At 41.7% G+C, this 26,999-nt stretch carries 23 protein-coding genes; 7 read left to right on the forward strand and 16 right to left on the reverse strand.

Annotated features, from left to right (window positions below; translation table 11 throughout):
• Positions 1 to 134: 134 nt before the first annotated feature.
• From BLQ87_RS21910 to ribD, 5 genes are all read right to left on the reverse strand, one after another.
• Positions 135 to 455 carry a hypothetical protein gene (locus tag BLQ87_RS21910; protein WP_074611062.1) on the reverse strand — a complete coding sequence of 107 codons (321 nt, stop codon included), beginning with the start codon at positions 453 to 455 and terminating at the stop codon, positions 135 to 137.
• Positions 456 to 553: 98 nt separating this feature from the next.
• Positions 554 to 1,423, reverse strand: a complete 870-nt coding sequence (locus BLQ87_RS21915) for a nucleoside phosphorylase (RefSeq protein WP_074611063.1) — start codon at positions 1,421 to 1,423, stop codon at positions 554 to 556.
• A 118-nt stretch (positions 1,424 to 1,541) separates the two neighbouring features.
• The gene (locus BLQ87_RS21920; RefSeq protein ID WP_074611064.1) at positions 1,542 to 2,156 is read right to left on the reverse strand and encodes an IMPACT family protein; all 615 of its coding nucleotides are present in this window, start codon (positions 2,154 to 2,156) and stop codon (positions 1,542 to 1,544) included.
• Entirely contained in the window at positions 2,146 to 3,012 is an 867-nt protein-coding gene (locus BLQ87_RS21925; protein WP_074611065.1) for an EamA family transporter, read from the reverse strand. Before BLQ87_RS21925 ends, BLQ87_RS21920 begins: the two co-directional genes overlap by 11 nt.
• Before the next feature lie 2 nt (positions 3,013 to 3,014).
• The gene (gene ribD, locus BLQ87_RS21930) at positions 3,015 to 4,067 is read right to left on the reverse strand and encodes a bifunctional diaminohydroxyphosphoribosylaminopyrimidine deaminase/5-amino-6-(5-phosphoribosylamino)uracil reductase RibD (protein WP_074611066.1); all 1,053 of its coding nucleotides are present in this window, start codon (positions 4,065 to 4,067) and stop codon (positions 3,015 to 3,017) included.
• 48 nt (positions 4,068 to 4,115) lie between these two features.
• On the opposite strand from ribD, the gene prmC reads away from it, so the two are divergent.
• Positions 4,116 to 4,982, forward strand: coding sequence for a peptide chain release factor N(5)-glutamine methyltransferase (gene prmC, locus BLQ87_RS21935; protein WP_074611067.1), 867 nt, complete (start codon positions 4,116 to 4,118; stop codon positions 4,980 to 4,982).
• A 131-nt stretch (positions 4,983 to 5,113) separates the two neighbouring features.
• Here the strand turns inward: prmC and xerD are convergent, their stop codons facing one another.
• Positions 5,114 to 6,013 carry a site-specific tyrosine recombinase XerD gene (gene xerD, locus BLQ87_RS21940; protein ID WP_083361997.1) on the reverse strand — a complete coding sequence of 300 codons (900 nt, stop codon included), beginning with the start codon at positions 6,011 to 6,013 and terminating at the stop codon, positions 5,114 to 5,116.
• Positions 6,014 to 6,057: 44 nt separating this feature from the next.
• Here xerD and aroQ point away from each other — a divergent pair, with 44 nt between their 5' ends.
• On the forward strand, positions 6,058 to 6,477 hold the full coding sequence (gene aroQ / locus BLQ87_RS21945; protein ID WP_074611068.1) for a type II 3-dehydroquinate dehydratase: 420 nt from the start codon (positions 6,058 to 6,060) through the stop codon (positions 6,475 to 6,477).
• A 7-nt stretch (positions 6,478 to 6,484) separates the two neighbouring features.
• Entirely contained in the window at positions 6,485 to 7,447 is a 963-nt protein-coding gene (locus BLQ87_RS21950) for a M20/M25/M40 family metallo-hydrolase (RefSeq protein ID WP_074611069.1), read from the forward strand.
• A 205-nt stretch (positions 7,448 to 7,652) separates the two neighbouring features.
• Here the strand turns inward: BLQ87_RS21950 and BLQ87_RS21955 are convergent, their stop codons facing one another.
• Complete coding sequence (locus BLQ87_RS21955) at positions 7,653 to 8,672, reverse strand: glycosyltransferase family 2 protein (RefSeq protein WP_074611239.1); 1,020 nt, start codon at positions 8,670 to 8,672, stop codon at positions 7,653 to 7,655.
• The gene (locus BLQ87_RS21960) at positions 8,672 to 9,550 is read right to left on the reverse strand and encodes a lysophospholipid acyltransferase family protein (protein WP_074611070.1); all 879 of its coding nucleotides are present in this window, start codon (positions 9,548 to 9,550) and stop codon (positions 8,672 to 8,674) included. Before BLQ87_RS21960 ends, BLQ87_RS21955 begins: the two co-directional genes overlap by 1 nt.
• A gap of 38 nt (positions 9,551 to 9,588) precedes the next feature.
• Between BLQ87_RS21960 and BLQ87_RS21965 the strand changes: the two genes are divergently transcribed.
• From BLQ87_RS21965 to bioB, 4 genes are read left to right on the forward strand one after another with little or no spacing between them, the layout of a single operon-like run.
• A complete protein-coding gene (locus BLQ87_RS21965) occupies positions 9,589 to 10,191 on the forward strand; it encodes a WbqC family protein (protein ID WP_074611071.1) in 603 nt (200 codons plus the stop codon).
• Between the two features lie 3 nt (positions 10,192 to 10,194).
• A complete protein-coding gene (gene corA, locus BLQ87_RS21970) occupies positions 10,195 to 11,313 on the forward strand; it encodes a magnesium/cobalt transporter CorA (RefSeq protein ID WP_074611072.1) in 1,119 nt (372 codons plus the stop codon).
• 27 nt (positions 11,314 to 11,340) lie between these two features.
• A complete protein-coding gene (gene mgtE / locus BLQ87_RS21975; protein ID WP_074611073.1) occupies positions 11,341 to 12,690 on the forward strand; it encodes a magnesium transporter in 1,350 nt (449 codons plus the stop codon).
• 15 nt (positions 12,691 to 12,705) lie between these two features.
• Positions 12,706 to 13,713 carry a biotin synthase BioB gene (bioB, locus tag BLQ87_RS21980; RefSeq protein WP_074611074.1) on the forward strand — a complete coding sequence of 336 codons (1,008 nt, stop codon included), beginning with the start codon at positions 12,706 to 12,708 and terminating at the stop codon, positions 13,711 to 13,713.
• 65 nt (positions 13,714 to 13,778) lie between these two features.
• Here the strand turns inward: bioB and BLQ87_RS21985 are convergent, their stop codons facing one another.
• From BLQ87_RS21985 to gyrA, 8 genes are all read right to left on the reverse strand, one after another.
• Positions 13,779 to 14,189 (reverse strand): organic hydroperoxide resistance protein, encoded by a 411-nt coding sequence (locus tag BLQ87_RS21985; protein WP_074611075.1) that lies wholly within the window; start codon positions 14,187 to 14,189, stop codon positions 13,779 to 13,781.
• 51 nt (positions 14,190 to 14,240) lie between these two features.
• Positions 14,241 to 16,400: an FUSC family protein gene (locus tag BLQ87_RS21990; RefSeq protein WP_074611076.1), complete on the reverse strand. Its 2,160-nt coding sequence runs from the start codon at positions 16,398 to 16,400 to the stop codon at positions 14,241 to 14,243.
• A 182-nt stretch (positions 16,401 to 16,582) separates the two neighbouring features.
• Entirely contained in the window at positions 16,583 to 17,683 is a 1,101-nt protein-coding gene (locus BLQ87_RS21995; protein WP_074611077.1) for a hypothetical protein, read from the reverse strand.
• Between the two features lie 876 nt (positions 17,684 to 18,559).
• Positions 18,560 to 19,255 carry a ribose 5-phosphate isomerase A gene (rpiA, locus tag BLQ87_RS22000; protein ID WP_074611078.1) on the reverse strand — a complete coding sequence of 232 codons (696 nt, stop codon included), beginning with the start codon at positions 19,253 to 19,255 and terminating at the stop codon, positions 18,560 to 18,562.
• Between the two features lie 2 nt (positions 19,256 to 19,257).
• Complete coding sequence (locus BLQ87_RS22005; RefSeq protein ID WP_245723904.1) at positions 19,258 to 21,939, reverse strand: glycoside hydrolase family 2 protein; 2,682 nt, start codon at positions 21,937 to 21,939, stop codon at positions 19,258 to 19,260.
• 97 nt (positions 21,940 to 22,036) lie between these two features.
• On the reverse strand, positions 22,037 to 23,185 hold the full coding sequence (locus BLQ87_RS22010; protein ID WP_074611079.1) for a tetratricopeptide repeat protein: 1,149 nt from the start codon (positions 23,183 to 23,185) through the stop codon (positions 22,037 to 22,039).
• 83 nt (positions 23,186 to 23,268) lie between these two features.
• Positions 23,269 to 24,357 (reverse strand): tetratricopeptide repeat protein, encoded by a 1,089-nt coding sequence (locus BLQ87_RS22015; RefSeq protein WP_074611080.1) that lies wholly within the window; start codon positions 24,355 to 24,357, stop codon positions 23,269 to 23,271.
• 23 nt (positions 24,358 to 24,380) lie between these two features.
• Positions 24,381 to 26,999: a DNA gyrase subunit A gene (gene gyrA / locus BLQ87_RS22020; protein WP_074611081.1), complete on the reverse strand. Its 2,619-nt coding sequence runs from the start codon at positions 26,997 to 26,999 to the stop codon at positions 24,381 to 24,383.

Consider the following 26,999-nt stretch of genomic DNA (forward strand, 5'->3'; position numbering starts at 1 on the left):
TTTTAGCAGGTTTTATGGTTTTTATAAAAATAATACGGATATTTAGTCTACGATCAATAATCGCTCATAGACAAAGCGTTTGTCGTATAAAATTTAGGTTTGATACGGCCGGGTCCTCCGGCCTTATCTCATACCTAAACAAAGGCCGGAACTGCACTGTCCGGATCGTTCCCCTGAATTTGATTCCTCCTGATGTCAGCAAGATCTGTCGGTTTTCTAATGATCTTTTTATTGATGCCTACCGCACCGTTATACAATAATATTCCTCCTAATAAAGTCTCTTGTATGCCAATAAAAGGGTGTTTTGAAATGGCCCTGATCCCTCTTTGAAAGATATAGGCACCTGCTATAATAGAAACTATTCTTTTGCCCGCGTCTAATTCTTCCGTATCGTATGCACTTAACAATGATTTTGCCGCTATAATCCCTAATTTATTCTTTAATATTCCAAACATAATTCTTCGTTCTATATTACCAAATCAACACGATGGGCAACGTTTTGTTTGAAAATTCTGAAAATCACTCAAACACAAATCGTTACCGGAACAAGGATTTAGCTCAATTTATCCAGAACCATGCGGATGGCTTTATCCACCACCTGATCCGGTGTTTTACTAAATTCAAAATTTACCCTGCTGGCGAGGATGGCATTCACAGAAAGGGCTTTATGGCCCAATGCTTTTGCAAGTGCATAAATACCAGCGGTTTCCATCTCCAGGTTGGTAATTCTGTATTTACCGTGCTGGAAAGTATTCAGCAGTTGGATAAAATTAGGAATTGCATTTTTTGCACGGACCTGTCTGCCTTGAGGGGCATAAAATCCCGGAGCAGTAACGGTGATTCCCTGTACCATTTCTCCTCCGATCCGGTTTAATAAACCAGGGTCAGCAGCAGTCAGGTAAGGGTAAATCCCCTTGATATGGGAGGCATGAGAATGGAACGCTTCCAGAATCGGACGCTCGTCGACAGACAATTCATGGATGTAATATTTCATTAGCGCATCCAGTCCTAGTCCGAAAGAAGAGGCGAGGATGGTGCCCATCGGTAAGTCTGATTGGATTGCGCCAGAGGTTCCTATCCGGATAATGTCTAAAGATACCAGCTCTTTTTTAACTTCCCTGGTTTCAAAATCAACATTTACCAGGGCATCGAGTTCATTAAAGACGATGTCGATATTGTCTGTCCCAATGCCTGTGGAGATCACGGTAATCCGCTTCTGACCAAGATAACCGGTATGGGTCAGGAATTCCCGCTTTCCCTTTTTAAGTTCTATGCGGTCAAAATGTTTGGATATTTCAGAAACCCGGTCGGGATCGCCTACGGTAATCACCGTATGGGCAAGGTCTTCCGGTAATAAGTTCAGGTGGTAAATGGTACCGTCCTGATTGATGATTAAATCTGCTTCAGATAATTTATTTCCCATAATTTGGAGATTGATCTCACAAACGTATGAAACAACCCGGAGTTTACCTATACAATGATCGCAAATAAAAAATTTCTGATCAGCAGATGACGGTCGCTTTTATCAGGAAGTAATTTTATCAGGAAGTAAAAAGGTAAGTGACCTTAATCCCTTCGATCTTTTCCAGCTTACCTAAAACGACATTCAGACTGGCTTTCCGGACTTCAAATCTGATCTTACAGGAATTGTCAAAATCCTGAGCTAAGATAGTCAGCTGTTCTTCCTTGAAAAGACGCATCACATCATTCATCATCAGGTAGTCAAAAGTAAGCTCATAAATGTCATTCACCGTTCGTTCCACCACTTCGGCAGCCTGGATGGCTTCCACTGCGGCAGTTTTATAGGCATTGATTAAACCCGGTACACCGAGCAAGGTTCCGCCAAAATAACGGACCACAACGACAAGGATATTGGTGACATCGGCAGAGAGCAGAGCGTTTAAAATGGGTCTCCCTGCAGTTCCGGAAGGTTCTCCATCGTCCTGAATTCTAAAAACCCCACGGTCCGGGCTGAGGCGTAAAGCCCAGCAAAAATGCCTTGCTTTTCCATGTTCTGAGCGAAGGTTGGCAAGGAGCGCTTTTACTTCATCTTCTGACCGGATTGGGTAAGCAAAGGCAATGAATTTACTTCCACGGTCTTTAAAAAGCCCCTCGGACGGACTGGTGATGGTTTTGTAGGTATCGTCAAAAAGCATATATCTGGGATAGTCGTATTAAAATGATGGCCAATAACGCAAGTGCCAGACCTGCATAATTGTACTTATTCATTTTTTCTTTAAAAATGAGAATGCCGATCAGGCTTCCTAAAATGATCACCCCAATGTTCATTGCGGCAAATACAGTAGATGGGCTCTTGGCCATAGCCTGGTGGGCTTTCAGGTAAAAGAGAATGTTTCCAAAGTTGAAAAAACCAAGGATACAACCGCAAAGAAAGTTAACCAATTGCAATTTCTGTTTTTTAACTGCAGAAAGATAGAGAATGGCGATCAGGGAAATGACAAATGAAAGGCCGAATATCAGGATCAGTGAGCTGGTATAGGGGATTTCTTTCAATTGAGAAACCTGTTTAAAGAGGATATCTATCGCGCCAAAACCCACAAACACCAATAAAGGATAGATCCAGCTGCCTGCGTTTGCAGAGGATTTGCTTTTGCGGTACAAGGTGAGGATAATGGCCAGAAATCCAACAATTAAGCCCAGAACCTTTAGGGTATTGAAATGATCTCCAAACAGAAAATAAGCGGCAAGAATAGAAATAAACAAGGATAAACGCTGTGCAATATCCGTTTTTACAATTCCAATATTTCTGACCGATGCGGCAAGAAACCAGAAAACTACCGGTAGTAAAATACCAAGCCCCAGGTAAACAGGGGAGAATGAAGCACCTGCGATCTCTTTTAAAGAAGGTTTGAAAAAGAAACAGCTCATTCCGATGGCAAACAGGTAGTTCCAGGTCACGGCCTGAAGAACATTTATCTTATACCTGCGGGCAAGTTTTAACAATACGGCAACGGTAACGCTGCAACAGATGCTGATGATTAAATAGATCATATTTAACGCTTATTTTGATAAATGCTCAGCTGGTCTTTTCCAATTTGCTGTACTTCGGTGATCATTCCATTGATTTGTGGGGACAACATGCCATCCGCCCAGGAAACAGCGGAGGTAAAGACCCTGGCCTCGTCCCATAATCCGGCAGTAATAAACTGATTAAGAAGCTGAGCTCCTCCATCTATAATCACAGATTGAATGTCCATCAGGTACAATTGAAAAGCGATTTTTTGAGGCAGATAATACTGCATGTCTTCCATTTGAACGAAGTGGATATTGTCTACGACGTCCGTTTTTATTTCATTGAATATTATAGTCTTAGCTTCGTTGTTGTAAAGATAGTGTTCGGATGGAATTTCCAGATTTCGGTCTATTAACAAGCGGATCGGGTTTCTGCCTGGCCATTCCCGGGCATTGAGCTGAGGGTTATCTACAAGCGCGGTTCTTTTTCCAACCAGCACGGCATCTTCTTCTGTTCTCCATTTATGGACCAGCCGTTTGGCAAGCGGACGACTGATCCAGCGCTGTTCATCACCAACAGGTGCAAAAAAGCCATTGGCAGTTCTGGCCCATTTCAGGATGATATAAGGTCTTTTTTGAAGAATTCTGGTGAAAAAACGACGGTTTAACCAGGAAGATTCCTTTTCAAGGATACCGGAACTGACTTCAATTCCTGCATTTTTTAATTTCTCAATTCCTTTCCCGTCCACGGCTTCAAAGGGGTCCCGGTTTCCGATAACGACGCGCTTCAGCTGATGCCTGATCAGGAGGTCGGCACAAGGAGGGGTCTTGCCAAAATGGGCACAGGGCTCCAAAGAGACGTAAGCCGTCGCATTTTTTAGCAATAGCGCAGCTGATTCGGCTCCATACTTGTCAAATACTGCTTTTACAGCATTGACTTCGGCATGTGCCTCCCCAATTTTCTCATGATATCCTTCACCTATAATTTTCCCTTCGCTTACGATGACACAACCAACCATCGGGTTAGGGCTTACATTTCCCATTCCCAGGCTAGCCAGCTCCAGGCATCTTTGCATATATAATTCGTCGGTCATTGAAGCAAAAGTAAGGTATATTGTTCGATTTACTTACTTTTGCAATGCATGAATTTAAGCCAGTTATTACATCATTTTAAGGAAGAATTGAAGGATGTTTATGAGGAAGAGGAAGTTAAGTCGATTTTTTTCATCAGCGTAGAACACTTGTTACAACTCAGGAGAAGCCAGCTGATGTTAAACTGGGAAAAAGAACCGGAGCCGGAAAAACTAACTTCATTCTTAACTATTTTAGAAGGATTAAAGACACATAAACCGATTCAATACCTCCTTGGGGAGGCCTTTTTTTATGGTTCGGTCTTTAAGGTAAATGAAGCGGTGCTGATTCCAAGACCCGAAACAGAGGAGCTGGTAGACTGGATCCTGGAAGAGAAAAGGCCGGCACCCTCAGTGATTGACTTTGGAACGGGGACGGGCTGCATTGCCATCAGTTTAAAGAAACACCTGAAAGATGCAAGTGTAACGGCAGTTGATATTTCTGAGGAGGCCCTCCGGATCGCTTCAGAAAATGCGGGGATTAATCAGGCGGAGGTCAGCTTTGTTTCTGCAGATATTTTAACTTTTCAAAGCGACACCAAATTTGATATCATTGTGAGCAATCCGCCTTACATCACGGAAAAGGAACGGACAGAAATGCAGCAGAACGTTCTTGCTCATGAACCTCATCTGGCCTTGTTTGTTACGGATGAAAGGCCCTTGTTGTTCTATGAGGCAGTGGCTGATTTCGCGTTAAGCAACTTAAAGGAAAATGGCTCTCTGTTCTTCGAGATCAATGAATATCTTGCTCAGGAAATGATTCAGATGTTGAAAGATAAGTCTTTTGTTTCCATTGAATTACGAAAGGATATGCAGGGGAAAGACAGGATGATCCGTGCGGGGTTAAAACTTAACCATTTAAGCTCCGGGGTGATTTAAGCCTGGCAATGTTTTAAGGTCTGAAATGATTTAAGTTCCAGAGTGAGGTAGGCAAAGGAAAGACAGGATGGTTCGGGCGGGGTTAAAATTTAACCATTTAAGCTCTGGAATGATTTAAGCTTCATAATGATTTAAGTTCTGGAATGAAATTCTGTGATGATTCCTTTCAGGTAATCGCGGTCCAGATGTGTATAAATCTCTGTGGTGGTAATGCTGGAATGTCCAAGCATTTCCTGTACTGCCCTCAAATCTGCACCGCCCTCAATCAAATGGGTTGCAAAGGAATGTCTGAAAGTATGCGGGCTAATGCTTTTCTTTAATCCGGATTTTAAAGCAAGGTCTTTGATCAGTGTAAAAACTGAAATCCTGGAGAGTCCGCTTCCACGGCGGTTTAAGAAGATAAAATCTTCATATCCTTTTTGAACCGGAACATGAACCCTGCTTTCTTCCAGATAGATTTTGATGTATTTCAGGGCCGACTGTCCAATGGGCACAATCCTTTCTTTGTTCCCTTTTCCAATCACTTTGATAAACTCTGCATCCGGAAAAACATTCGAAATCCTGAGGTTAATCAATTCTGTTACCCGCAGACCACAGCTGTAAAGGACTTCCAGAATTGCCTTATTTCTCATTCCTTCAGGTTTTGCAGCATCTATGGCGGCGATTAATCCGTTGATCTCTTCGATATTCAGCACATCCGGAAGCTTTCTGCTCAACCTCGGGGTCTCCAGCAATGCAGCCGGATCTTCCGTAATGAGCTGTTCGAGTAACAGAAAGTCAAAGAAAGATTTGATCCCTGAAACGACTCTTGCCTGTGTGGAAGGTAACATCCCCAACTCATTAATCCAGGAGATGAACAGCTTTAGGTCGGCCGCAGTAATCTCCTTAACATGAGGTGTTTTGCTGATAGATTCAAAGTATTGAAATAACTTTTGAACATCATTCATATAGGCCTCAATGGAATTTGAAGAAAGGGATCGTTCCAGTTTCAAATACGCTTTAAAAGAAGGGAAGTAAGGGTTATTAATCACACAAAAATTTTCTACTGTAACTTTTTAACTCTAAGTTTGAGCTAATGAAGATACAAATTATTAATGGCCCAAATTTAAACCTTTTAGGCATTCGTGAGCCCGGAATCTACGGAAGTTTAGGTTTTGACGAGTATATTGAACAATTGAGAGCAATGTACAGCATCCTGGAAATCGATTATTTTCAAAGCAATGTAGAAGGAGAGCTGATCAATAAACTACATGAAGTAGGTTTTAGCTATGATGGAATTGTGATCAATGCCGGAGGGTATACCCATACCTCTGTAGCCCTTGCAGATGCCATTGCTGCCATCAATACTCCTGTAATAGAGGTTCATGTATCTAATATCTATGCCCGGGAAGAATACAGACATGTATCACTGACCGGTAAAAACTGCAAGGGTGTATTAACCGGGTTTGGCCTTGACGGATATCGTTTAGCCATAGAAAGTCTGTTGAAAAGCTAAAGAGATCATGAGAAAAATTATTTTGTTTGCCTTATGCTCCGCCATAAGTGCATCCGCATTTGCGCAAGCCGACATTACGGAAAAAGAGCTTAAAGAACACCTCTGGTTCCTGGCATCGCCAAAGATGAAGGGACGTTTCCCCGGAACAGCAGAAAACAGAAAGGTAGTCAGCTATCTGACAAAACAATTCAAAAAATCAGGGATCCAGCCTTATCAGGGATCATACCTGCAGGGGTTTACCGCAAAAATAAGGGTTAAAAAAGGGGTAACAGATACACCTTATGCGAAGACTCAGAATGTGATCGGTTATATTGAAGGGAATGACCCTCAGTTAAAAAACGAATTTATAGTCATAGGTGCACACTATGACCACCTGGGAATGGGCGGGGCTTCTTCCAAAAAACCGGATACCACTGCCATTCATTATGGTGCGGACGACAATGCGAGTGGAACCTCAGCACTTCTGGAGATTGCCGAAAAACTGGCAGCGAATAAAGAAAATCTGAAACGCAGCATCCTGATCATTGCATTTGGCGCGGAAGAACAAGGTTTACTGGGCTCAAAATATTTTACGGAACACCCATTGGTGCCATTATCGCAGATTAAACTGATGATCAATATGGACATGGTTGGCCGGATGAATAGTGAGAAGCACCTCTATATGGGGGGTGCGGCTAGTTTTGACGGGGGAATGGAGCTCATGAAAAGCCTCGGCCCGGAAGTCGGCATCAACCCAATCGTTATCGCTTATGATGTAGGAGGCTCAGACCATGTTTCTTTTTACAAAAAGAACATCTCTGTTTTAGGTTTCCATACCGGTGGGCATCCACAATACCATACACCTGAAGATGATCGGAAACTGATCAATATCCCGGGAGAAAAACTGGTATGTGAGTACATTTATAAGGCCATGGTTAGTGTGGCCAACAGGAGTGGAGCGATCTTGTTTGTTCCGGAGAAGAAAAACTAGCTGGTCTTTAAAAGCCAGACAAGCAGGATCAGTTGGTCATTGCAAAAAGAGGTTGCATCATCTGCAATGCCGCTAAAAAGTTGCAAAGCCCTCAAAAAGTGTCTGACTTTTTGAGGGCTTTTTTATGATAAAGAAATACAGTTTTGTATTCAAACTGTATTGTATAAGCCAACAATACCTTCTCTTTACCTCCTTAATCCACTAATTATATTCCTAATCCGCTAAAAAATCTGATTTTCTTAATGAAATATGCATAGACGATACTGGAAGCATAATGTCCGGTGTGCTCCTGATAATTGAGCTGTCTGTTTGTTCTTTTCTTCGCATTTGCGGAGAAGTACTTGAAGAAATGGAAATGGGCCTTACTCACGGCCATGGCAAAATCTACTTTCCCCTGTACCAGGAAATGTATTAAGGCCACAAAATCGATGAAAAACCTAATGAAGATCCTGAAATAAGCATCCCCCAAAGGAAGGTTCTTCTGCATAATGATCAGGTTATTTCTGAAGTTCAGATAGGTTTTATAGGGATTGTTTGCATTTAAAGTTCCTCCGCCTACATGGTAAATCTCCGCATCCGGACAATACATGATTTTGTAGCCGAGATTCTTTAGTCGCCAGCAAAGATCGATTTCTTCCATATGTGCAAAGAAGTCCGGATCTAATCCACCTGCTTCCTTCCAGCATTTGCTTTTGATAAACAAGGCAGCGCCGCTTGCCCAGAAAATTTCCTTCTCATTATCATATTGCCCATGGTCATCTTCGACCGTATCAAATAGTCGCCCGCGACAAAATGGAAAACAATGTAAGTCGAGGTAACCACCAGCCGCTCCGGCATATTCAAATTTAGATTTGTCCTTTTGCCATTTTATTTTGGGTTGTGCAGCTGCAATTTGATCGTCCTTTTCCATCATGCTGATCACCGGCGAAATCCAGTTTGCCGGCACTTCAACGTCAGAATTTAACAATACATAATAATCTGCTTCTACCTGTTCCAGCAGTTTGCGGTATCCTTCGGCAAAACCATAATTTTTATCGTTCTCAATGACGCGAATCCCCGGGTAATTGGCCTTTACAAAGGCTACTGAATCATCTGTAGAGGCATTGTCGCCCACTACAATTTGTAAATTCGGATATTCCGATAGGATTACTCCGGGTAAAAATTTCTCCAGCAGGTTCTTTCCATTCCAATTCAAAATCACTACTGCTACACTTGCGTCTGTCATTATACGTGTTGTCGTTTGTTTTTCCATCGCCTATGGCTCCATAGCCAATATGACGGTTCCTCTTTAATAATCTCTTCTAAAAGTTTGAAATGCCTGTTCGTAATTTCGTATTGATCCGTCTCTTCCGGTTTCGGACAGATGGGCACACAATCTACTTCATAACATCCTCTTTTAATATGTTTCAGTCTAAAATAAAATATCGGTCTGTTGGTTTGCAAAGCGATTTTTTCCAATCCCAATAATGCCGGGGTATCCTGGTTTAGAAAATCAATCCAGTAATGTGATTCTCCATGCACGGGACTTTGGTCCGCTGCAAAGCAAAATATGCTGGGCGTTGCTTTGGCGGCCGTCAGTACCCTCAGCGTTTGTCGCATGGGAACTGCGGTATTGCCAAATCTACTGCGTATTTTAAGAAACCAATCGTCAAAAATACCATTACTCAATGGCTTATAGATCACATAGGCTTTCTCCGAAAGGTTTAATCCCAAAGACATCATTCCCCATTCCCAGTTGCCATAATGCCCGGTACAGGCCAAAACGCTTTCCCCTTTTTCAAAATGGGCCTCAATAAGGTGAAGGTTTGTGAATTTAAGTCGTTTTTTGATCTCCTTTTCAGAGATAGAAGCCATTTTCATGATTTCTACACTGAGGTCTGAAAGGTATCTGTAAAACTCTTTTTCGATGATAATGAGCTCTTTAACCGACTTTTCAGGAAAGGAATTGATCAGGTTTTCCCGCACCACCGCTCTTCTGTAACCCGTCACGTAATACAAGACATAGTAGCACATGGCCGATATCAGGTATAACAGCTGCATGGGAAGAAGGGATAAAAAGCTTAAAAAAACTACTCCTATATAAGAAAAGCTTTTTTTTATCATTATTTTGGCGGATTAAGAATGCAAACATAATTTATCAGATGCAAAGTTTAGCTATATTTCCCCTTTTTTATCTTCCCCCAGTCAGCTATTTCAAGGAATTAAAGCGTTCCGGAAATGAGTTCCTGCTGGAAAAAGAGGAGCATTTTCCGAAACAGACTTTCAGGAACAGGGCCACAATTTATTCCCCGAACGGGAGCCTGGACCTGATCGTTCCGGTGATACGGGGAGCAAAGGTTCATACCAAAATTAAAGACGTAAAGATCAGTAATGATTTTAACTGGCAAAGACTTCACTGGAAAAGCCTGGAGAGTTGTTACCGCAATTCTGCCTATTTTGAATACTATGAAGACGAGTTTGCCAAATTTTACCATCAGAAATTCGATTTTCTTTTCGACTATAACCTGGAGGTGCTTCAATGGCTGTTTAAGCAGTTAAAGACCACCGCCAGCTTTGAAGTGACCAATGAATACCATGAAATTCCTGCGGAGCTTGATTTCCGTGGCAGAACCTTGTTTAAAAAACCAGAAGGGGAGTTCAAGCCTTACTTCCAGGTTTTTGACGACAGGGAAGGATTTAAACCAAACTTAAGCATTGTAGACTTGTTGTTTAACCAGGGTCCTCAAGCTAAAAATTACATATAAAGTATGGCCAAACCTCCAAAGCACAAGAAGAAACGTCAGCATTACGCCTTACCACATGCCGGATCGAGTCCGGGGATGATATACATTGATGAGAAGGCCGTAAAACCGATCATCAATCTTTATCAATACAATGCGGAAAGCTATAAGGTTCATGAATTAAATGACATCAGTAACCTTAAACAAATCCTGAGTGATAAGAATTACACCTTTTGGGTGGAGATTAAAGGATTTAAATCCCTGACCTTATTCGAGACGTTAACCAGGGACTTTGGAGTCAATAAACTAATTCTGGAAGACATCACCAGAACTTATCAGCGGCCAAAGCAGGAGGAGTACGACAACCATGTTTTTGCCGTAAGCAGAATGCTGCAGCTGGATGAAAATCAGAACCTGGATAACCAGCAATATTCCTTTCTGCTGACCGATAATGCACTGTTTACCTTCCAGGAACACTATGAAGATTGCTTAGATCCGGTGCGTTCCCGCCTGAAGATCGGAAAGGGCAATATCCGGACCGGTGGAAGCAGTTACCTGATGTATGCACTGATGGACATCATCATTGATACCTATTTCGAAATCCTGGGTGCCTGGGGCGATGAGCTGGATAATATTGAAGACCGTTTGTTTGATAAACCCGATAAGACGGTCATGTTTGATACACAACTGATCAAAAGAAACCTGATCAACATCAGGAGGGTCGCCTGGCCGGAGCGCGACAAGCTGAACGACATCCTGCGAAGTGATACCCATTTAATTCCGGATCAAACGAAAATATACATCCGCGATGCTTATGACCATTGTATCCAGATCATCGACATTGTCGAATCTTTAAAAGAGATCTCTGCCAGTAATATAGACATGTATCTTTCCATCATCAGCAACAGGATGAACGAGATCATGAAAGTGCTGACGATCATTTCTTCCATATTTATTCCCCTCACTTTTATCGCAGGGATTTATGGAATGAACTTTGCAATCGAAGATCCTGTAACCCATAAATTACTGCCAAAGAATATGCCGGAGCTCTATCAGGAGCATGGCTATTTGTATACGATGATCGTCATGGCTGCAATTGCGGTTGTACAAATCATATATTTCTGGCGTAAAGGATGGTTTAAATAAGTGTGATTATTGTAACTTTGGCTACGCATGCAATCTTTCGACCTGGACAAAACAGACGTATCTAAAATCAAGAACGCCTTAAATAGTGATGATGAACAACTTAAAGTTATTCTTGAGGAATACCATGCTTCAGAAATAGCGATCCTGTTTGAAAGCATTACGAGTGAGGACAGGCAAAGAATCATCAACCTGTTGTCGGTGGAGATTGCTTCCGAGGTCATCTCGGAGATGCATGAAGAATCCCACCCGGAGGAATTGCTGTTACAACTTCACCCTGATAAACGGACGGAGATCGTAGAAGAGCTGGATTATGATGATGCAACAGACATCATTTCCCAGCTGGAAGAGCATGAGCAAAAGGAAATCTTAGAAGATTTAAGTGAGGATGATGCCTCCAGTATCCGGAACCTGTTAAGCTATCACGAAAAGACTGCGGGTGGTTTGATGAACACGGAGTTCATCCGGGTAAACCTGAATTTAACTAAAAAAGATGCGATCGATGAGATCATTCGTCAGAGTGAAGAGATCGAAGAATTCTATACCATATTTGTGATTGATGATGACAATGTGTTTCAGGGAATCGTTTCCTTAAAGGACATCATCAAAGCAAAAGGAAACGTACACATCACGGAGCTGGTAAAGGCGGAAGTGGCATGGGTACACCCTGATACCGATCAGGAAGAAGTGGCCAGACTGATCTCACAATACAACATCACGAGTATTCCCGTAGTAGATAACGACATGAAATTACTCGGAAGAGTGACCTTTGATGACGTGATCGACGTTATGGAGGATGAAAATACGGAGGATATCCTGAAAATATCCGGGGTTTCTGAGGATGAGGAACTGAGTGGTAACTGGGTGGAAGCGGTAAAATCCCGTTTGCCCTGGTTGATCATTAACCTGGGCACTGCATTTCTGGCTTCTGCCGTGGTTCGTCATTTTGGCTCTACCATTGAGAAAATCGCTGTACTTTCTGCTTACATGACTATCATTGCAGGAATGGGTGGAAATGCCGCCACACAGGCACTCGCGGTTACGGTAAGAAGAATTTCCTTATACGACCTGACCGACAGCCAGGCTTACCGGACGGTACTCAAAGAATTCACTGTAGGATTGATCAATGGGGCGGTTACGGGATTAATTGTATTTCTTTTCGCCATATTTTTCGATAGCAATCCCTTGCTTGGCGTGGTTATTTTCCTGGCTATGACGGGTAATCTACTGATTGCGGGGGTTACCGGAGCAGGCATTCCCTTAGTATTAAAAAGGGTAGGAATAGATCCGGCCATTGCTTCTTCAATAATTATTACAACATTTACAGATGTTTTCGGATTTTTGCTCTTGCTGGGATTAGCAAGCAAACTATTACTTTAATTTTTTACAATCTATATGCAACCAACAAAACACAACTGGACCAAAGAGGAGATATCAGAAATATATCACAAACCTTTTCTGGACCTGGTTTACGAAGCTGCCACCATACATCGTGAAAATCAGGATTATTCTGAAGTTCAGATCAGCTCATTGATATCTATAAAAACTGGCGGATGTGCGGAAGACTGCGCATATTGTCCTCAGGCTGCGAGATACAATACCGGTCTGGAAGTTCAGGCTTTAATGAAAGTAGATCAGGTAGTTGAAGCTGCAGAAAGGGCGAAAGCCGGCGGCGCTTCACGTTTGTGTATGGGCGCTGCATGGCGCGAAGTACGCGACAACAGAGATTTTGACCGTGTAATTGACATGGTGAAAGCGGTGAATGAACTGGATATGGAAGTTTGCTGCACTTTGGGCATGCTGACTGAAGGACAGGCACAACGCCTTGCCGATGCCGGATTATACGCGTATAACCACAACCTGGATACTTCTGAAGATGACTATAAAAGGATCATCTCTACCAGAACTTATGACGACCGGTTAAACACCTTACACAATGTCCGCAAAGCAAAACTGACCGTTTGTAGCGGTGGAATTGTGGGCCTTGGCGAAACAGATGAAGACCGTGTTTCGATGTTGCGTACCCTGGCGAACCTGCCTAAACATCCGGAGTCTGTGCCGATTAACGCGCTGGTTCCTGTAGCGGGAACTCCACTGGAAAATCAGCCAAGAATTCCAATCTGGGAGATGGTCAGGATGATTGCTACCGCGAGAATCATCATGCCTAAATCTGTGGTCCGTTTATCTGCAGGAAGAAATGAAATGAGTACCGTAGAGCAGGCATTCTGCTTCATGGCTGGTGCGAATTCTATCTTTGCCGGAGATAAATTACTGACGACACCAAATCCGCACTTTGCCGACGACATGAAGATGTTTGAAATACTAGGGCTGAAAACGAGAGAAGCCTTCAAGAATGGCCGACCTGCAAATACGCTGAATAAACCTGTAGAAACTACAGCATAAAAAAAAGACCCCGGGATTCGGGGTCTTTTTTTTTTAGAACGGTTTCTCTTTTTTTATGAAGGTTTTTAGATCGCCGTTACACGGGTTTCAATATTCCCCCTTGTTGCTTTGGAGTACGGACAGGCGCGATGCGCTTTATCCGCCAGTTTCTGTGCCTCTTCTGTCGTGATCCCGGGAATGTGTACATCCAGGTCTGCAGACAAGGCAAATGCATTGTCGTCTTTATTAAAGGATACATGTACCTCTACCGTTGCTTCTGAAACATCAACACCGTCATGTGCCGCTACTGCACCCAGTGCACCCAGATAACAAGGCCCCCAGGCAGCGGCAAATAATTGCTCCGGATTGGTGGCTCCACCTTGTCCACCCATTTCTCTTGGTTTTCTTAAATCGAATTCTATCGTTCCGTCGCTTGATTTGATATGACCATCACGTCCACCTTTTGCGGTAACGGATGCGGTATATATTTTTTCCATAATTTAAAATGCTGTTAATAGAAGAACAACAATCCTGATGGAATTAAAGTTTTAGATTTTAATTTTTTCACAGAGCTTAAATATGTCGTAAGCCACTTTTTGGATCAGGTCGAATTGCTCATGAATGATCATTTCATTGCCTTGTGCTTTGTGCTCATTGTCGATATTCTGCCGGATTAAAGGAACGTTACTAATCGTACTGGTGTGGTTAGACAGCACCTCTATAGACAGGTTCATCAGATAGGTCGTATTGTTGACTACAGGTTTCAGGTCTTCAAAATCTTTGATCAGATAGGAATGTTCCTTATTATATAAAGATAGCGTCGCGACATAAGAGGACAACAGGTGATTTAACGCCGTAAACTGGTGAAGCTCTGTCATCAGTAACTGTTTGCTCTTTGGCTCGGAAAACATCCTTTGAAAAAGAGAAGCCAGATTGGCGGTGGTCACATAAACTTCTTTCCTTGCTACCTTGTAATTGGTCAGGTTGTGTACCTGGTCTGCATATAAGAAAGTAACCTGTTCAAAGTAGTTCATATTTGCCTTCAGCGTATCCAGCATGGCTTCTTTCAGTTTCTGATGCTCCCAGTTGGGGAATAAGGAATAACTCGCCAGCAAGGCAATTCCTGATCCGATCAGGGTGTCATAAATCCTTTCCCTGGCAACAGACAATCCTCCCATGCCAAGGAAATCAAAAAGCACGAGAATATAAGGTGTCATGAAAAGAACACTGACGACGTAGTTTTTCCGCTGGAAACTATAACAGCCGATCATACAAAACAGCAGAATGATAAAGAGCGTGTTTTTATCATGGATATAGACGAGGATACCCATCCCGATAAATGCACCCACCACGGTTCCGATCAGACGTTCATAATTTCTTTTTTTAGTGAGGCTGAAGCCCGGTTTGGAGATCACCAATATGGTCAGTAAAATCCAGTAGCTATGGGAAAAGTTCAATAACCTCGCCACCACAAAGCCAATCAGCATCACGATTGCTACCCTTAAGGAGTGCCTGAAAATAGAAGAGCTAAAGGTTAAGTTTTCTAACAGGATTTTTAAGTCGATGGGCTGTCTGGTGATGAAACGCTCTACATCAATCTCTCTTGTTTTAAGATTTTTCTTTTCTTTCTTATTGAAATAACCGTTAATGGTTCTTACCCTGGCCAGGATATTCTCAATGTTGACTTCAATATTTTTAAGTGCAATAATCCCTAAGGTATTGTACTTTCCATCAATATTTTTGCTTTCCAGATCCGTGATTTCTTTTCGCAGCTTAGAGACATCTTCAATCAATGCGGTAGGCTGATTGGGCGTACCACCGGTTTTAAGTGCAAACGCAATTTCATCCAGCTCTGCTGCAATCTTTCTGATCACCGCCTCATAGTGGACTAAAATTCCGGATTCATCAAACTGGTCATGCAATTGCTGATAATTATAATAAGTGGACATCACCTGTTCAAACAGGTCTACCATATCTACAAATACCAATAAAAGGAACCGGCCTTCCGGCGTTGATTCTCTTACAATCTCCCTGGTCTTGAACAATACTTCTCTTACCGCATCCTGTTTTTCATGTACCAGGACCTGTAACTGCAGCAGGTCTGCATAGTTTTCATCGTAATTGATATTCTGATGATAAAATTTAGCTTTAGCGCGTAGAAATTCGCTGATTTCCTGTATAGAATCACTGAGTGTCTGTTGCACCAATCGGAATGGCCGGATCCTGTAGACAAAATAGCTCAGCAAGGTGTACCAGATACTGCCTGTAAAAATGAGTAGAGCGAAGACCAATACTTCTTTCCAGGGTCTGATGTCGTCAATACTAAGCACCATAACGAGCAATGCTGCTGTTCCGATAGCCGCGGATCTCAATCCATAGACGAAAAACATCGAAAAGACGAAGCTGAGGATAAACAGCAGGCTACCAATGAAATAGGTGTTGGCATTTGTCAGCCCTACCAAAATAGACATCAATGCGATCAGGGCAGTGGTGATGAGCATTGCATTTCTTCGGTGAACAATTGGCCCCGGAGTATCGACTATACTGGCACATAAAGCACCTAAGGATAAGGTCATTCCATACTGAAGCATTCCAAATTGAGCGAGAATGAGGGAGGGGCAGAGCACACCAAAAGTAATCCGAAGCCCATCAGCAAAATAGGTACTTAATAAGAAATCCTGGATACTTCTGATCGGACGATTAAACATAGTGTAAAATTAGTGGTATAATCATCAATTATGCCATGATTTGTGAAATCTGCATAAAACAGCTGTTTGATGCAAAATAACAAAAACCTGTCAGAATATTAAGCCGGTTTGCGGCTGATCTAAAAAAAATATTCCCCGGATAATGTAACCCGGGGAATACGAATGTTTTTTTACATTTAAGATTACTTGATCGGGTAATCCAGGCGGTATTTATATTGGTAACGATGAAATGAATTGTCAGTTGAAGTCGCGTTACTGGTCATCAGTTCTACAGGAGCGCCATAATCATTAACAGAGACCGTATTGGCAGCTGCAATCATTGCAAAATACTTTTCTACCTGCTCAGCACCTCTCAGGCTTTTCAGATGGTTCGTATCACCCGTGCTAAAGCCACGTACAAAAATTGTAATTGTTGCATTCTGAAGTAAGCTTCGATGACTGGCATTGAGGCTTTTTTCTTCTGCCGCATTAAAGGCCGACTTTATCTCGGCAAACGGAGCATCAGATTCAATTGCAATGGTTGCTGTTCGGCCGTAGGTTACATCTCTGACCACAAGGGGTTCATCCGGAATGCTGGCAGGGTTCACCTCTGGCGCAAAGAACTTTCCTTCCTTGGGATAGGTGGTAATACCGAATATCCGCAGGGTTGCGCTGGAATATAAGCCTGTTTTCTTTTTTATTCGTCGGTTTTCTCCTGGCTTGACATTTAAGAGATTTGAAAAATCCCAGCTGTGGCGTTGATTCAGAGAGATTTCAGCGTAATTTTCGAAAGGTTCACCAATGGTACCTGCCATTGCATGGACTTTTCTGGTGCCGCCACGGGTCATTTGTTTTTTGATGTAATCCTCCATTGATTTCTTCGATATTGGCATGTTATCTACCAGATCAAAGCTCCAGTCGCTGGGCAGGACGTCTACAGGTGCCAGAGCATAACCCGTTAATGCTTTAAAGCTAAAATCAGCTAATGATTTTCCCTTGATCAAGGCCCCCGGATAAACTTGACTATCATCAGCTACCGGACCTAAAACGATGGTACTTATGTCTGGGTAATCTTTCAATTCTACGAAAAAGGTAACACCTGTACTATCTCTCCAGACACTGTCGGACATGACACGAATAATGCTTCTACCCGACAAATCTTTGCGAATGGAGTCGATTTTTAAACGCTTCGGCTGGACAATAACTTTAGTTGTATCTTTTTTGGTGGTGTCTTTTGGTACAACTATAACCGGCGGGGTGCCCGTTTCCGGGTGTTTTGGGGCCTTTTTACAGGCTATAGACATGGCTATTAGTATAAAAAGGAGAAAATGGCAGGCTTTCATATAGGAAGAAGGATGGTTTTTGTGTTTATTTTCTAATAAAAACGAAAAATACTAAATAATATGCAATTTATATAATTAGTTATTTAATAAATATATGTAATATAAAATGCGTCAATAAATATGGAAATTTTGTTAAAAAGTTAACAATTTGTAAATAGTGGATTTAGGTGGGTTTTGAGTAGAGTAGGGGCTATAGGTTGAGGATTTCGGATAGGGGCGCTAAAGGCCTTATTTTAAGTCGGTAAATCAGGCCTTGTTTAAAACGTTTTCGTTGCAGTTGATCAGGAAAATAATCAAATATTTACTGTAAATCTGAAGTTTCTGAAATGGAATATTATATCTATATTTATTATACCTAATTCGTTTGTTATGAAAACATTATCATACGAATCAATTTACCTGTCAAAATTGTAATCCATATGCAGCGCAGAAAATTCCTCCAATCTTCAATTTTAGCTACCGCTCTTCAATTTTAGCTACCGCTCTTCAATTTTAGCTACCGCAGGTATAGCAGTAGCCAGCAATCCTGTAATAGCGGCAGGGGATAGGCAAACCATACAAAAAGAAGTATATGAATGGCGTGAATATGAAATGCGCTTTGCGGCCGACCAGGGGCAACTGGAGAACTATTTTAAGACCGCGCTTATTCCGGCATTGAATAAATAAAATTAGCAACACGTTTTTGATTCCCACATCATATTCGCAGGTCTAGTTTTATTTTATTCCAGAAAAAGCACCAAAAACACCTCCTATATTTCCTGTGTTATTATTGTCTCATAATTAATATTATGTTAAGTAGTATTATTGAGCAACCACCCTATGGCCCTGATATGTCTCCTATATTTTTTCGCGATTAATGATTCTAATCCCTTGTTTACCAGCTACAACAGCCTTAGTCGCCATCTTGTAGAATAAGGAATGTTCTACAACTCCGGGAATCATTTTAATATTTGAATTCAGCGCAGAAATCTCCGGTAATTCTTCAAAAAGCACATCTGCCAGCAGATTCCCATTGTCAGAAATCACCAGGCCATCTTTTTGGTCACTTGTCCGAAGTTTAATCGTTGTCGTTGGATAATCTGATTTCAGCCGATTTAACACCGCTGTTAGCGCTTCAGGAAGCAATTCTACCACTACAGGATAAGTATGGTCCAGTTTTGACACCATTTTTGAATCATCTCCGACTAAAATAAATTCCTCCGCCATATTGGCCAGAATCTTTTCACTCGTATGAATGCCACCACCACTTTTCAACGCATTCAACTCCGCGTCAAATTGATCACAGCCGTCAAAGTAAATTGCCAAAGGTGGATTGACCATCGGCGACAACTGCACTTTGAGCCCTTTTTCCTGTAATAAGCTTCTCGTTTTAAAAGACGAAGAAACAAAAACCAGGCTTTCCGACAATTCGGGATGATGACTGATAAATCCAATCAGATGGGAAATGCTGCTTCCAGCCCCCACTCCTATGGTTTGTCCTGGTTTTAAGAATTGTAAACAGGCTTCTGCCGCTATCAATTTATAATCTGTCATGCTTAATTAATTTCTATTTTCTGCTCAGGTACGTTCCAGCCATAAACTTCAAGAGCTTTCTTTAGGCCGGACTCATCTGTATATTCAATTGTTATTTTCTTCGTTTCCCCGGGTAAAACACTTACGTAATTGTCGTCAAAGAAAGCCGGTAGAATTCGCTTGCCTGTTTCCCTGTTAATCAAGGCAATACGGTTGAAAAACGCTACAGGATTTCCAGGAGCATTGCTAAGGCTGACCACTATTTTACCTTTGGAAATGACCGTTGCTTTCACTTCCAAAGCCGCATTTTTCATCTGTTGTAAACCACTGTAGTTTCCATCTTTTGCCGGAAGCCAATAGATGTTTTCACTAAGAATGGCCTTCTGACCATCCAAAATACGCAACAAAACAAATACCTCCTCCTTTTTATCCAGCTTTTTTAGGAACTGATCCATTTTGAACAGTTTTCTTACCGAAGATGCGCCCACCTCATTAAAGGCCTGGCTATAAAAATAATTCTTCCCTTCCATGTCGTACACACTGGCCTGCACCATCAAATTACGACGGGTGCTAAAACCATTGTTAACCACACTGACCATGCTGTCTAAAGGGTTCATCATAACGTGTAAAGGTGCTGCTCCTTTTCTTAAACCATATAAACAGGCATTTACATCGAGGTAATAATCGTACATCTGCCCACGAAGTGCAGTCCATGGATTTTGCGTTTTCCAAATGATGGAGCCTGTATACCAGTCCCACATATGTGAAGAATAACCTTCCATTAAGGCCCTGTATTGATCATAATTTACCAATTGCGCTTTCATCGCAAAATCCCTGGCATTTTTAGGTTTTCCGTAAGGATCAATATGTTCATCATATCCAATATATCGGTGGTAATTCCAAACAGAATCGACTTTGCCTTTAAACTGTGGGGCCGTCATATTTTCTTCAGGAATGAACCGCTGAAGGGAAACATAATCTCCAACACCTACGGAGCCCACTTCTGAATTATAGGGAAAGGTCCTGTTTCCCCAGAAACTCTTTGGATCCTGAATGCCGTAAGGACCGTCTCCATTTCCTCCAAGGTCGTTGAACGACATTTCGTCGCTGTTGGAAAAATCAAAAAACTTCCGTGTACCATCCAGTCTGGGCAGGATCTCATCTCTTAATGGAAGCAGAATGTCATCCGGAGGTGTAATCTCATTCCCTCCACACCAAAATGCCAGTGAAGGATGGTTTCTGATCATCTTTATTTGATCTTCGGCGGCTGTGAGCACGAGATTATGGTTATCCGGATAGTTTCTTCTTGTCCACTGATCGTCTTTTTTCATCGGGTCTTCCCAGCGTCCGTTGCAATCTCCACTAAACCAGAAATCCTGAAATACCAGTAAACCATATTTATCGCAGGCATTGTAAAATTCCGGTCTTTCCGTAATCGCACCACCCCATATCCTGATCAGGTTCAGGTTCATGTCTTTATGATAACGGATCTCTGCATCGTAACGCGCATCGCTGAAGCGAAGCATGGCATCCGAAATGATCCAGTTTCCACCTTTGATAAAAACCTTTTGTCCGTTAACATAGGCGCCCATGCTTCGGGTATGCTCATTCCAGATGTTATCAATCTGTCGTACGCCGACATTGACCTTTTCTTCATCCAGCAATTCGCTCGAATTCGATACAAAGCTCAGTTTAAGTGAATATAGATCTTGTTTTCCATACCCGTTTGGCCACCATAGCTTTGGATTTTGCAATGTAAAATCTGGTAAGGATACTGTTGTTGTCTGATTGGGTACCAATGTCGCTGCTTTACGAATCAGCTGACCGGCTAGCTTATATTGCAAAAAGCCATGCACAGCCTTTGATGTTGGATTTTCCAGCTCTGCAGAAACCTTAATCACTGCTGGTTGTTGCGGTCCTTCAGGAAGACGTTTTCCAGGCACAAGCGTGATGATGTGCGGATTTTTCAGGTTTACCATCCTGGTCTTTTCGATGGTTACTTTATCCCAGATCCCGGTGTTCCGGTCCCGGATTGGCTGGATCCAATCCCATCCTGCAGTATATTGCGTGGTCAATCCACGGGCAATTGTTCCATCTCCCCCTTGGCCGCCATTAGGTGCCCCAGGGAAATCCGGTGGATATACGATGACTGCCAAGCGGTTTTTTCCATTTGCAGCCAACAAACCTGTAATGTTATAATGGTGGCGCAAATGCATTCCCTCCAGTTTTTCCTTATTTATTTTTTTACCGTTCAGGAATAACTCGGCCTTATAGTTTATACCTCTGAATTCCAGCCAGACCTGTTCGTTGCCAATGGCTTTTTCCTCAAAATCCTTGACGAACCAATAGGTATAATGATCATTTCCGGTATGGTAAACATCCGGAATTTTTGTATTGTTCATTCCATAAAAAGGATCAGGAATTTTGCTGTTGTTGACTAAGGTGGTCAATATCGTACCTGGAACGGTAGCGGGCATCCAGTTTTTAACAGAAAAATCTGCACGGGACAGTTCTGCTCCACTCCTGCTGACTTCTTTTACATTTTTGCATAACCAGCCACTATTTAACTCATATCGTTGTTTTGAGGGGCCGGAAAGCGCAACAACGCGCTCAGTTTTATGGGTTTGACCAAAAGCCTGGGCTATGGTGAGACACCACAGTATAATAAGACCTAAAAATGCGGTACAGCGGTTGAATTGCATCATGAAATCAGCTAAGTTATGTAGTGCTAAAACGTTTCAATAGAATGCAATCAAGATATAAATATTTTAAGTACGAACAAAAAATATTTATATCCGGAGGTTAAAACTCTTCCAGTTTGCTTTTTAGCTCCTGAACTTTATCCAGTCTGTTTTTTCGGGTATAAATGTCAATCAGCAACTGAACGGTGGATTTGTCGTTCTGATTGATTTCGTGAGCTTGTAACAACGCTACTTCCGCTCTGTTAATATAGGAACTAAATGTTGGCGCTCCTTCAGTTTTCTTCGATTTCAGGGCCTCGTTGGCTGAGTTAACATAGGCAAGTCCCAGCTGATAAAGTGCGTCAAAATAATTTTCGTCTATTTTTAGTGCTTTCTTATAGGCAAGCTCTGCAGTACTGTTGTTCCCGTTATTCTGGTACAGGTACCCATAAAGGAAATACAGCAATTTGTTATTTGTTTCGACTTTTAAAGTTGATTCTATCACCTTGATGGCTTCATTGTATTTTTCTGTATCCAATAGCAAATTGATGTAGTCATTGGTCAGAAATACATGGTAAGGGTTAGCTTTAATCCCGTCTTCCAGGGTTTTTACGGCCAGCTCATGCTCAAATTTTGAAATATAGATCCCAGTCAGTTTTTGAAATACAACCGGATTTTTGATGCCATTGTCTTTTGCTCTTTTAAAATAGGCCAAAGCGTTATCAAAAGATTGAATATTTTGGGCAGCCAGTCCGGTGTTGATCGCCAGTGTGGTGTCCTTTGGAAAAAAATCGCTGACTTCCTTTAGCAGTTCATAAGCGGTTAAGAAATCGTTATTGGCATAAGCGACATTCCCTTTCTCCTGCTTTTTGATGTTAACATTGTAAACTGAAGCTGATATCAACTGGGAATTTGCCTGAAATTTATCCAGTCTTTTTGCCGAGTCTATGGCTTCAATGGCCAGGTTATAATACCTGTCAGCATTAGGCACATCTGTATCTATGATTGCCACGTAAGAGCTGAGGTAAGATTTAATAGCCCATGTTTCCGGCCATTTCTTGGTTTTCTTATCATTCTGAGCGGACTCTGCAGCTTTAATTCCTTCTCCTAATATACTTAACTGCTTTTTTGCATCCTCCTTATTACCGATCGCTATTTGCAGTTTACCTACGCTGTTTCTGGCGATCTGCAATTGACTTGTCTGTGAAAAAACAGGGTTGGCACTCCATAAAAACAGAAATGCAGCATTAAATAAATATATCTTCCTCATATAAAAACGTGTTCTGTCTACAAACTTATAAAAAAAAAGGAGGGATAAAAATTACCCCTCCTTTTTAATCACAATTCGACCGGTTAAGGTTTAGCTGCTGCTTTTAATTCATCTAATTTTTTCTTGGTTGCCTCATAGTTCACTTTATCATCTTTAAATGCATAAATGATCTTTAGGTTTTCCAATGCATTTTCATTTTTTGGATCTAATGCCAAAGCTGCTTTATAGAATGGAACAGATTGGTCAATAAGGCCAGTCATTTTTGCACCAAGTGCATTGAATTCTTTAGTTTTTTTAGGATCTAAAGCATTTCTTTGCGTCTGTATTGCTAATGCTTGTTTGTAATAAGTATCACCCATCAAATACTGGTAAATTGCATTCTTAGGATCTTTAGCGATCAGCTTATTTAACATCTCCTGAGATTTAGCGATGTCACCCGACTTAATATAAAGGTCAGTTTCCAAACCGATAAAATAAGAATCATCAGGGAATTTGCTTCCTGCTTCTTTCAAAATTGCCAAACCTGCTACGCTGTCTTTCATTTTATCGAAAGTAACATTTACGATTTCAGAGTAAAGCACCTTTGAATCTTTGTAACCTAAGTCAATTGCTTTCTTGAAGTTTTTAACCACTTCAGGATAGTTTTGCAATTCCTTAGCCGTTACTCCTGCATTCACATACATGGAAGTATCCTGAGGATTTTTAGCTGTGATTTCATTAAAAGCATCTAAAGCAGAAGCGAAATCCTTTTTGTTAAAGGCAAAGATCGCTCTGTTTCTCAGGGCGTTGCTAACGTTTACTTCAGCTTGCTGAATGTTGTCTTTCTCCTCACCTTTAGTATCTACCGCTTTAGCCTGAACAATTGCTTCTTCCGCAATTTTCTGATTTGCTTTAGCATTATTGATATCTACAGAGTCTACCAATGCAATTCTGGACGCAAACAAAGCCCGGTAAGACCATGCTTCAGGCATTTTCTTAGATTTCTCATGGGCAATTGCCTTGTCTGTGTGCGCCAAGCCTGTATTGAGCGTTTTTAGGTTCTCCGCTAAAGTTTCTGATTTAGCAATCGCCAAAAGAGCCCATGCATTCTTCGCTTCATTTACTTCACTTTTTTGCGCATTTGCATAGGTGGCTACACCTACCAATAACATACTAAAAAGTACTTTTTTCATCTTGTTAATTTATGTTCAAAAATTTATTTTTCTTCTTCTTCAGTGTCGTCGTCCTCTTCCTCAGCTTCTTCCTCTTCCTCCTCGATTTCTTCACCTTCTGCAACAATTTCTTCTGCTGCAACAGCATCAGTAACGATTACGCTTTCACCATCCAGATCCAATTCCAACGCTTCTTCCACTTCTTCATCCTCATGCTCAATCTTAGCTACTGAAGCAATTTCATCGTTTCCTTTCAGGTTGATCAGACGAACACCCTGAGTTGCTCTTCCCATTACCCTCAGCTGACTTACAACGATCCGGATCACGATACCTGATTTATTGATGATCATTAAATCATCTGCATCCGTTACGTTTTTGATGGCTACCAAAGCACCTGTTTTCTCAGTAACGCTAATGGTTTTAACACCTTTACCACCTCTGTTAGTAACGCGGTAATCTTCGATATCAGTACGTTTACCGTAACCTTTTTCTGAAACTACCAATATCGTTACATTAGGATCATCAACAGCAATCATGCCAACTACCTCATCCTGGTCGTGCGCAAGGGTAACTCCCCTAACACCTGTAGCCGTTCTGCCCATTGGTCTAACCTTCTCCTCATTGAAACGAATTGCCCTTCCTGAACGTAAAGCCATAACGATTTCACTTGAACCGGTCGTTAAACTCGCTTCTAATAACTGATCTCCTTCGTTGATGTTAATCGCATTGATACCATTTACACGAGGTCTTGAATACGCTTCTAAAGAGGTCTTTTTAATCGTTCCCTTTTTAGTACACATGATAATGTAATTGTTTTCCAGGTACTCCTGGTCTTTCAAGTTCTTTACCTTAATGTATGCTTTGATTTTCTCTTCCTTAGGAATGTTGATGATGTTCTGGATTGCTCTACCTTTACTCAACCTTGATCCTTCAGGGATTTCATAAACCCTTAACCAGAAACAACGTCCTGATTCTGTAAAGAACAACATGTAATTGTGGTTAGAAGCCACCAGTAAATGCTCGATGAAATCTTCATTTCTCGAATCACTTCCTTTGGAACCTTTACCACCTCTACCCTGAGTACGGTATTCTGTAGCCGGAGTACGTTTAATATAACCTTCATGAGAGATCGTGATCACTACGTCTTCATCTTCGATAAAGTCTTCCATGCTCATGTCTTCTGCAGAATGTACGATCTGAGTTCTACGCTCATCTCCGTATTTCTCCATCATTTCAGCCAGCTCATCTTTAATGATTTGCATCCTTAATTCTTCTGAATCTAAGATAGACTGTAAATGTTCGATCAGTTTCATTAACTCATTGTATTCATCTTTGATCTTATCGCGTTCCAGTCCTGTTAACCTGCGTAAAGTCATGTCCAGGATGGCTCTGGCCTGAATATCACTCAAACCAAATTTCTCCATTAATCCTGTTCTTGCCTCCTCAGGAGTATCAGAACTGCGGATTAATTTAATTACTTCATCTAAATGATCTAAAGCAATCAATAAACCTTCTAAGATGTGTGCCCTTTTATTCGCTTCCGCCAATTCAAACTTGGTTCTGCGGACCACTACATCATGCCTGTGGTCAACGAAGTGACGGATCAGGTCTTTTAAGTTTAACATCTGCGGCCTGCCGTTGACAAGCGCAATATTATTCACACTAAATGAGGTCTGTAAGGCTGTTTGCTTGAATAAGTTATTCAATACAATAGAAGCATTCGCATCACGTTTAATTTCGTAAACGATACGGATACCATCCTTATTAGACTCATCTTTAATGTTAGAAATTCCTTCCAGTTTTTTCTCACCTACCAATTCAGCGGTACGTTCGATCATCATCGCTTTATTTACCTGATAAGGTATTTCAGTAACGATAATGGTTTCGCGGTCTTTATTGGTTTCGATCTCTGCTTTTGCACGCATTACGATACGGCCTCTACCCGTTTCAAAAGCTTCCTGAACTCCCGTATAACCATAAATGATGGCTCCTGTAGGGAAATCCGGCGCTTTGATGTGCTTCATCAGTTCCGGTATCGTGATCTCATTGTTCTCAATATAAGCGATCGTTGCATTGATGGTTTCAGTGATGTTATGCGGTGGCATATTGGTTGCCATACCTACTGCAATACCTGAAGATCCGTTGATCAGTAAGTTTGGAACTTTCGATGGAAGAACCGTTGGCTCCTGCAGGGAATCATCAAAGTTTAACTGGAAATCTACGGTATCCTTGTTGATGTCCGCAAGCATATCTTCTGCGATCTTCTGGAAACGGGCCTCCGTATAACGCATTGCTGCAGGAGAGTCACCATCGATCGATCCAAAGTTACCCTGTCCTTCTACCATCAGGTACCTTAAGCTCCATTCCTGAGCCATCCTTACCATGGTATTGTAAACAGAGGAGTCACCATGCGGGTGATACTTACCCAATACCTCCCCTACAATACGGGCAGATTTTTTATAAGGTTTATTATTTGCAAGCCCCAGGTCAAGCATACCGTATAAAACACGGCGGTGCACTGGTTTTAATCCATCACGAACATCGGGTAAAGCCCTTGATACAATAACCGACATCGAATAATCGATGTAAGCAGACTTCATCTGCTCGTCAATATTGATTTTAATTATTTTGTCGTTTTCTTGATTTTCTAAATCTTCTGCCAT

Origin of the sequence: Pedobacter steynii (genome assembly GCF_900103665.1) — a bacterium.
Taxonomy (GTDB): domain Bacteria; phylum Bacteroidota; class Bacteroidia; order Sphingobacteriales; family Sphingobacteriaceae; genus Pedobacter; species Pedobacter steynii.

Bases quoted from the DNA above. Each gene is read 5' to 3' on its own strand.
- BLQ87_RS21910 (WP_074611062.1), bottom strand. From the start codon at position 455: ATGTTTGGAATATTAAAGAATAAATTAGGGATTATAGCGGCAAAATCA.
- BLQ87_RS21915 (WP_074611063.1), bottom strand. From the start codon at position 1,423: ATGGGAAATAAATTATCTGAAGCAGATTTAATCATCAATCAGGACGGT.
- BLQ87_RS21920 (WP_074611064.1), bottom strand. From the start codon at position 2,156: ATGCTTTTTGACGATACCTACAAAACCATCACCAGTCCGTCCGAGGGG.
- BLQ87_RS21925 (WP_074611065.1), bottom strand. From the start codon at position 3,012: ATGATCTATTTAATCATCAGCATCTGTTGCAGCGTTACCGTTGCCGTA.
- ribD (WP_074611066.1), bottom strand. From the start codon at position 4,067: ATGACCGACGAATTATATATGCAAAGATGCCTGGAGCTGGCTAGCCTG.
- prmC (WP_074611067.1), top strand. From the start codon at position 4,116: ATGAATTTAAGCCAGTTATTACATCATTTTAAGGAAGAATTGAAGGAT.
- aroQ (WP_074611068.1), top strand. From the start codon at position 6,058: ATGAAGATACAAATTATTAATGGCCCAAATTTAAACCTTTTAGGCATT.
- BLQ87_RS21950 (WP_074611069.1), top strand. From the start codon at position 6,485: ATGAGAAAAATTATTTTGTTTGCCTTATGCTCCGCCATAAGTGCATCC.
- BLQ87_RS21955 (WP_074611239.1), bottom strand. From the start codon at position 8,672: ATGACAGACGCAAGTGTAGCAGTAGTGATTTTGAATTGGAATGGAAAG.
- BLQ87_RS21960 (WP_074611070.1), bottom strand. From the start codon at position 9,550: ATGATAAAAAAAAGCTTTTCTTATATAGGAGTAGTTTTTTTAAGCTTT.
- BLQ87_RS21965 (WP_074611071.1), top strand. From the start codon at position 9,589: ATGCAAAGTTTAGCTATATTTCCCCTTTTTTATCTTCCCCCAGTCAGC.
- corA (WP_074611072.1), top strand. From the start codon at position 10,195: ATGGCCAAACCTCCAAAGCACAAGAAGAAACGTCAGCATTACGCCTTA.
- mgtE (WP_074611073.1), top strand. From the start codon at position 11,341: ATGCAATCTTTCGACCTGGACAAAACAGACGTATCTAAAATCAAGAAC.
- bioB (WP_074611074.1), top strand. From the start codon at position 12,706: ATGCAACCAACAAAACACAACTGGACCAAAGAGGAGATATCAGAAATA.
- BLQ87_RS21985 (WP_074611075.1), bottom strand. From the start codon at position 14,189: ATGGAAAAAATATATACCGCATCCGTTACCGCAAAAGGTGGACGTGAT.
- BLQ87_RS21990 (WP_074611076.1), bottom strand. From the start codon at position 16,400: ATGTTTAATCGTCCGATCAGAAGTATCCAGGATTTCTTATTAAGTACC.
- BLQ87_RS21995 (WP_074611077.1), bottom strand. From the start codon at position 17,683: ATGTCTATAGCCTGTAAAAAGGCCCCAAAACACCCGGAAACGGGCACC.
- rpiA (WP_074611078.1), bottom strand. From the start codon at position 19,255: ATGACAGATTATAAATTGATAGCGGCAGAAGCCTGTTTACAATTCTTA.
- BLQ87_RS22005 (WP_245723904.1), bottom strand. From the start codon at position 21,939: ATGATGCAATTCAACCGCTGTACCGCATTTTTAGGTCTTATTATACTG.
- BLQ87_RS22010 (WP_074611079.1), bottom strand. From the start codon at position 23,185: ATGAGGAAGATATATTTATTTAATGCTGCATTTCTGTTTTTATGGAGT.
- BLQ87_RS22015 (WP_074611080.1), bottom strand. From the start codon at position 24,357: ATGAAAAAAGTACTTTTTAGTATGTTATTGGTAGGTGTAGCCACCTAT.
- gyrA (WP_074611081.1), bottom strand. From the start codon at position 26,999: ATGGCAGAAGATTTAGAAAATCAAGAAAACGACAAAATAATTAAAATC.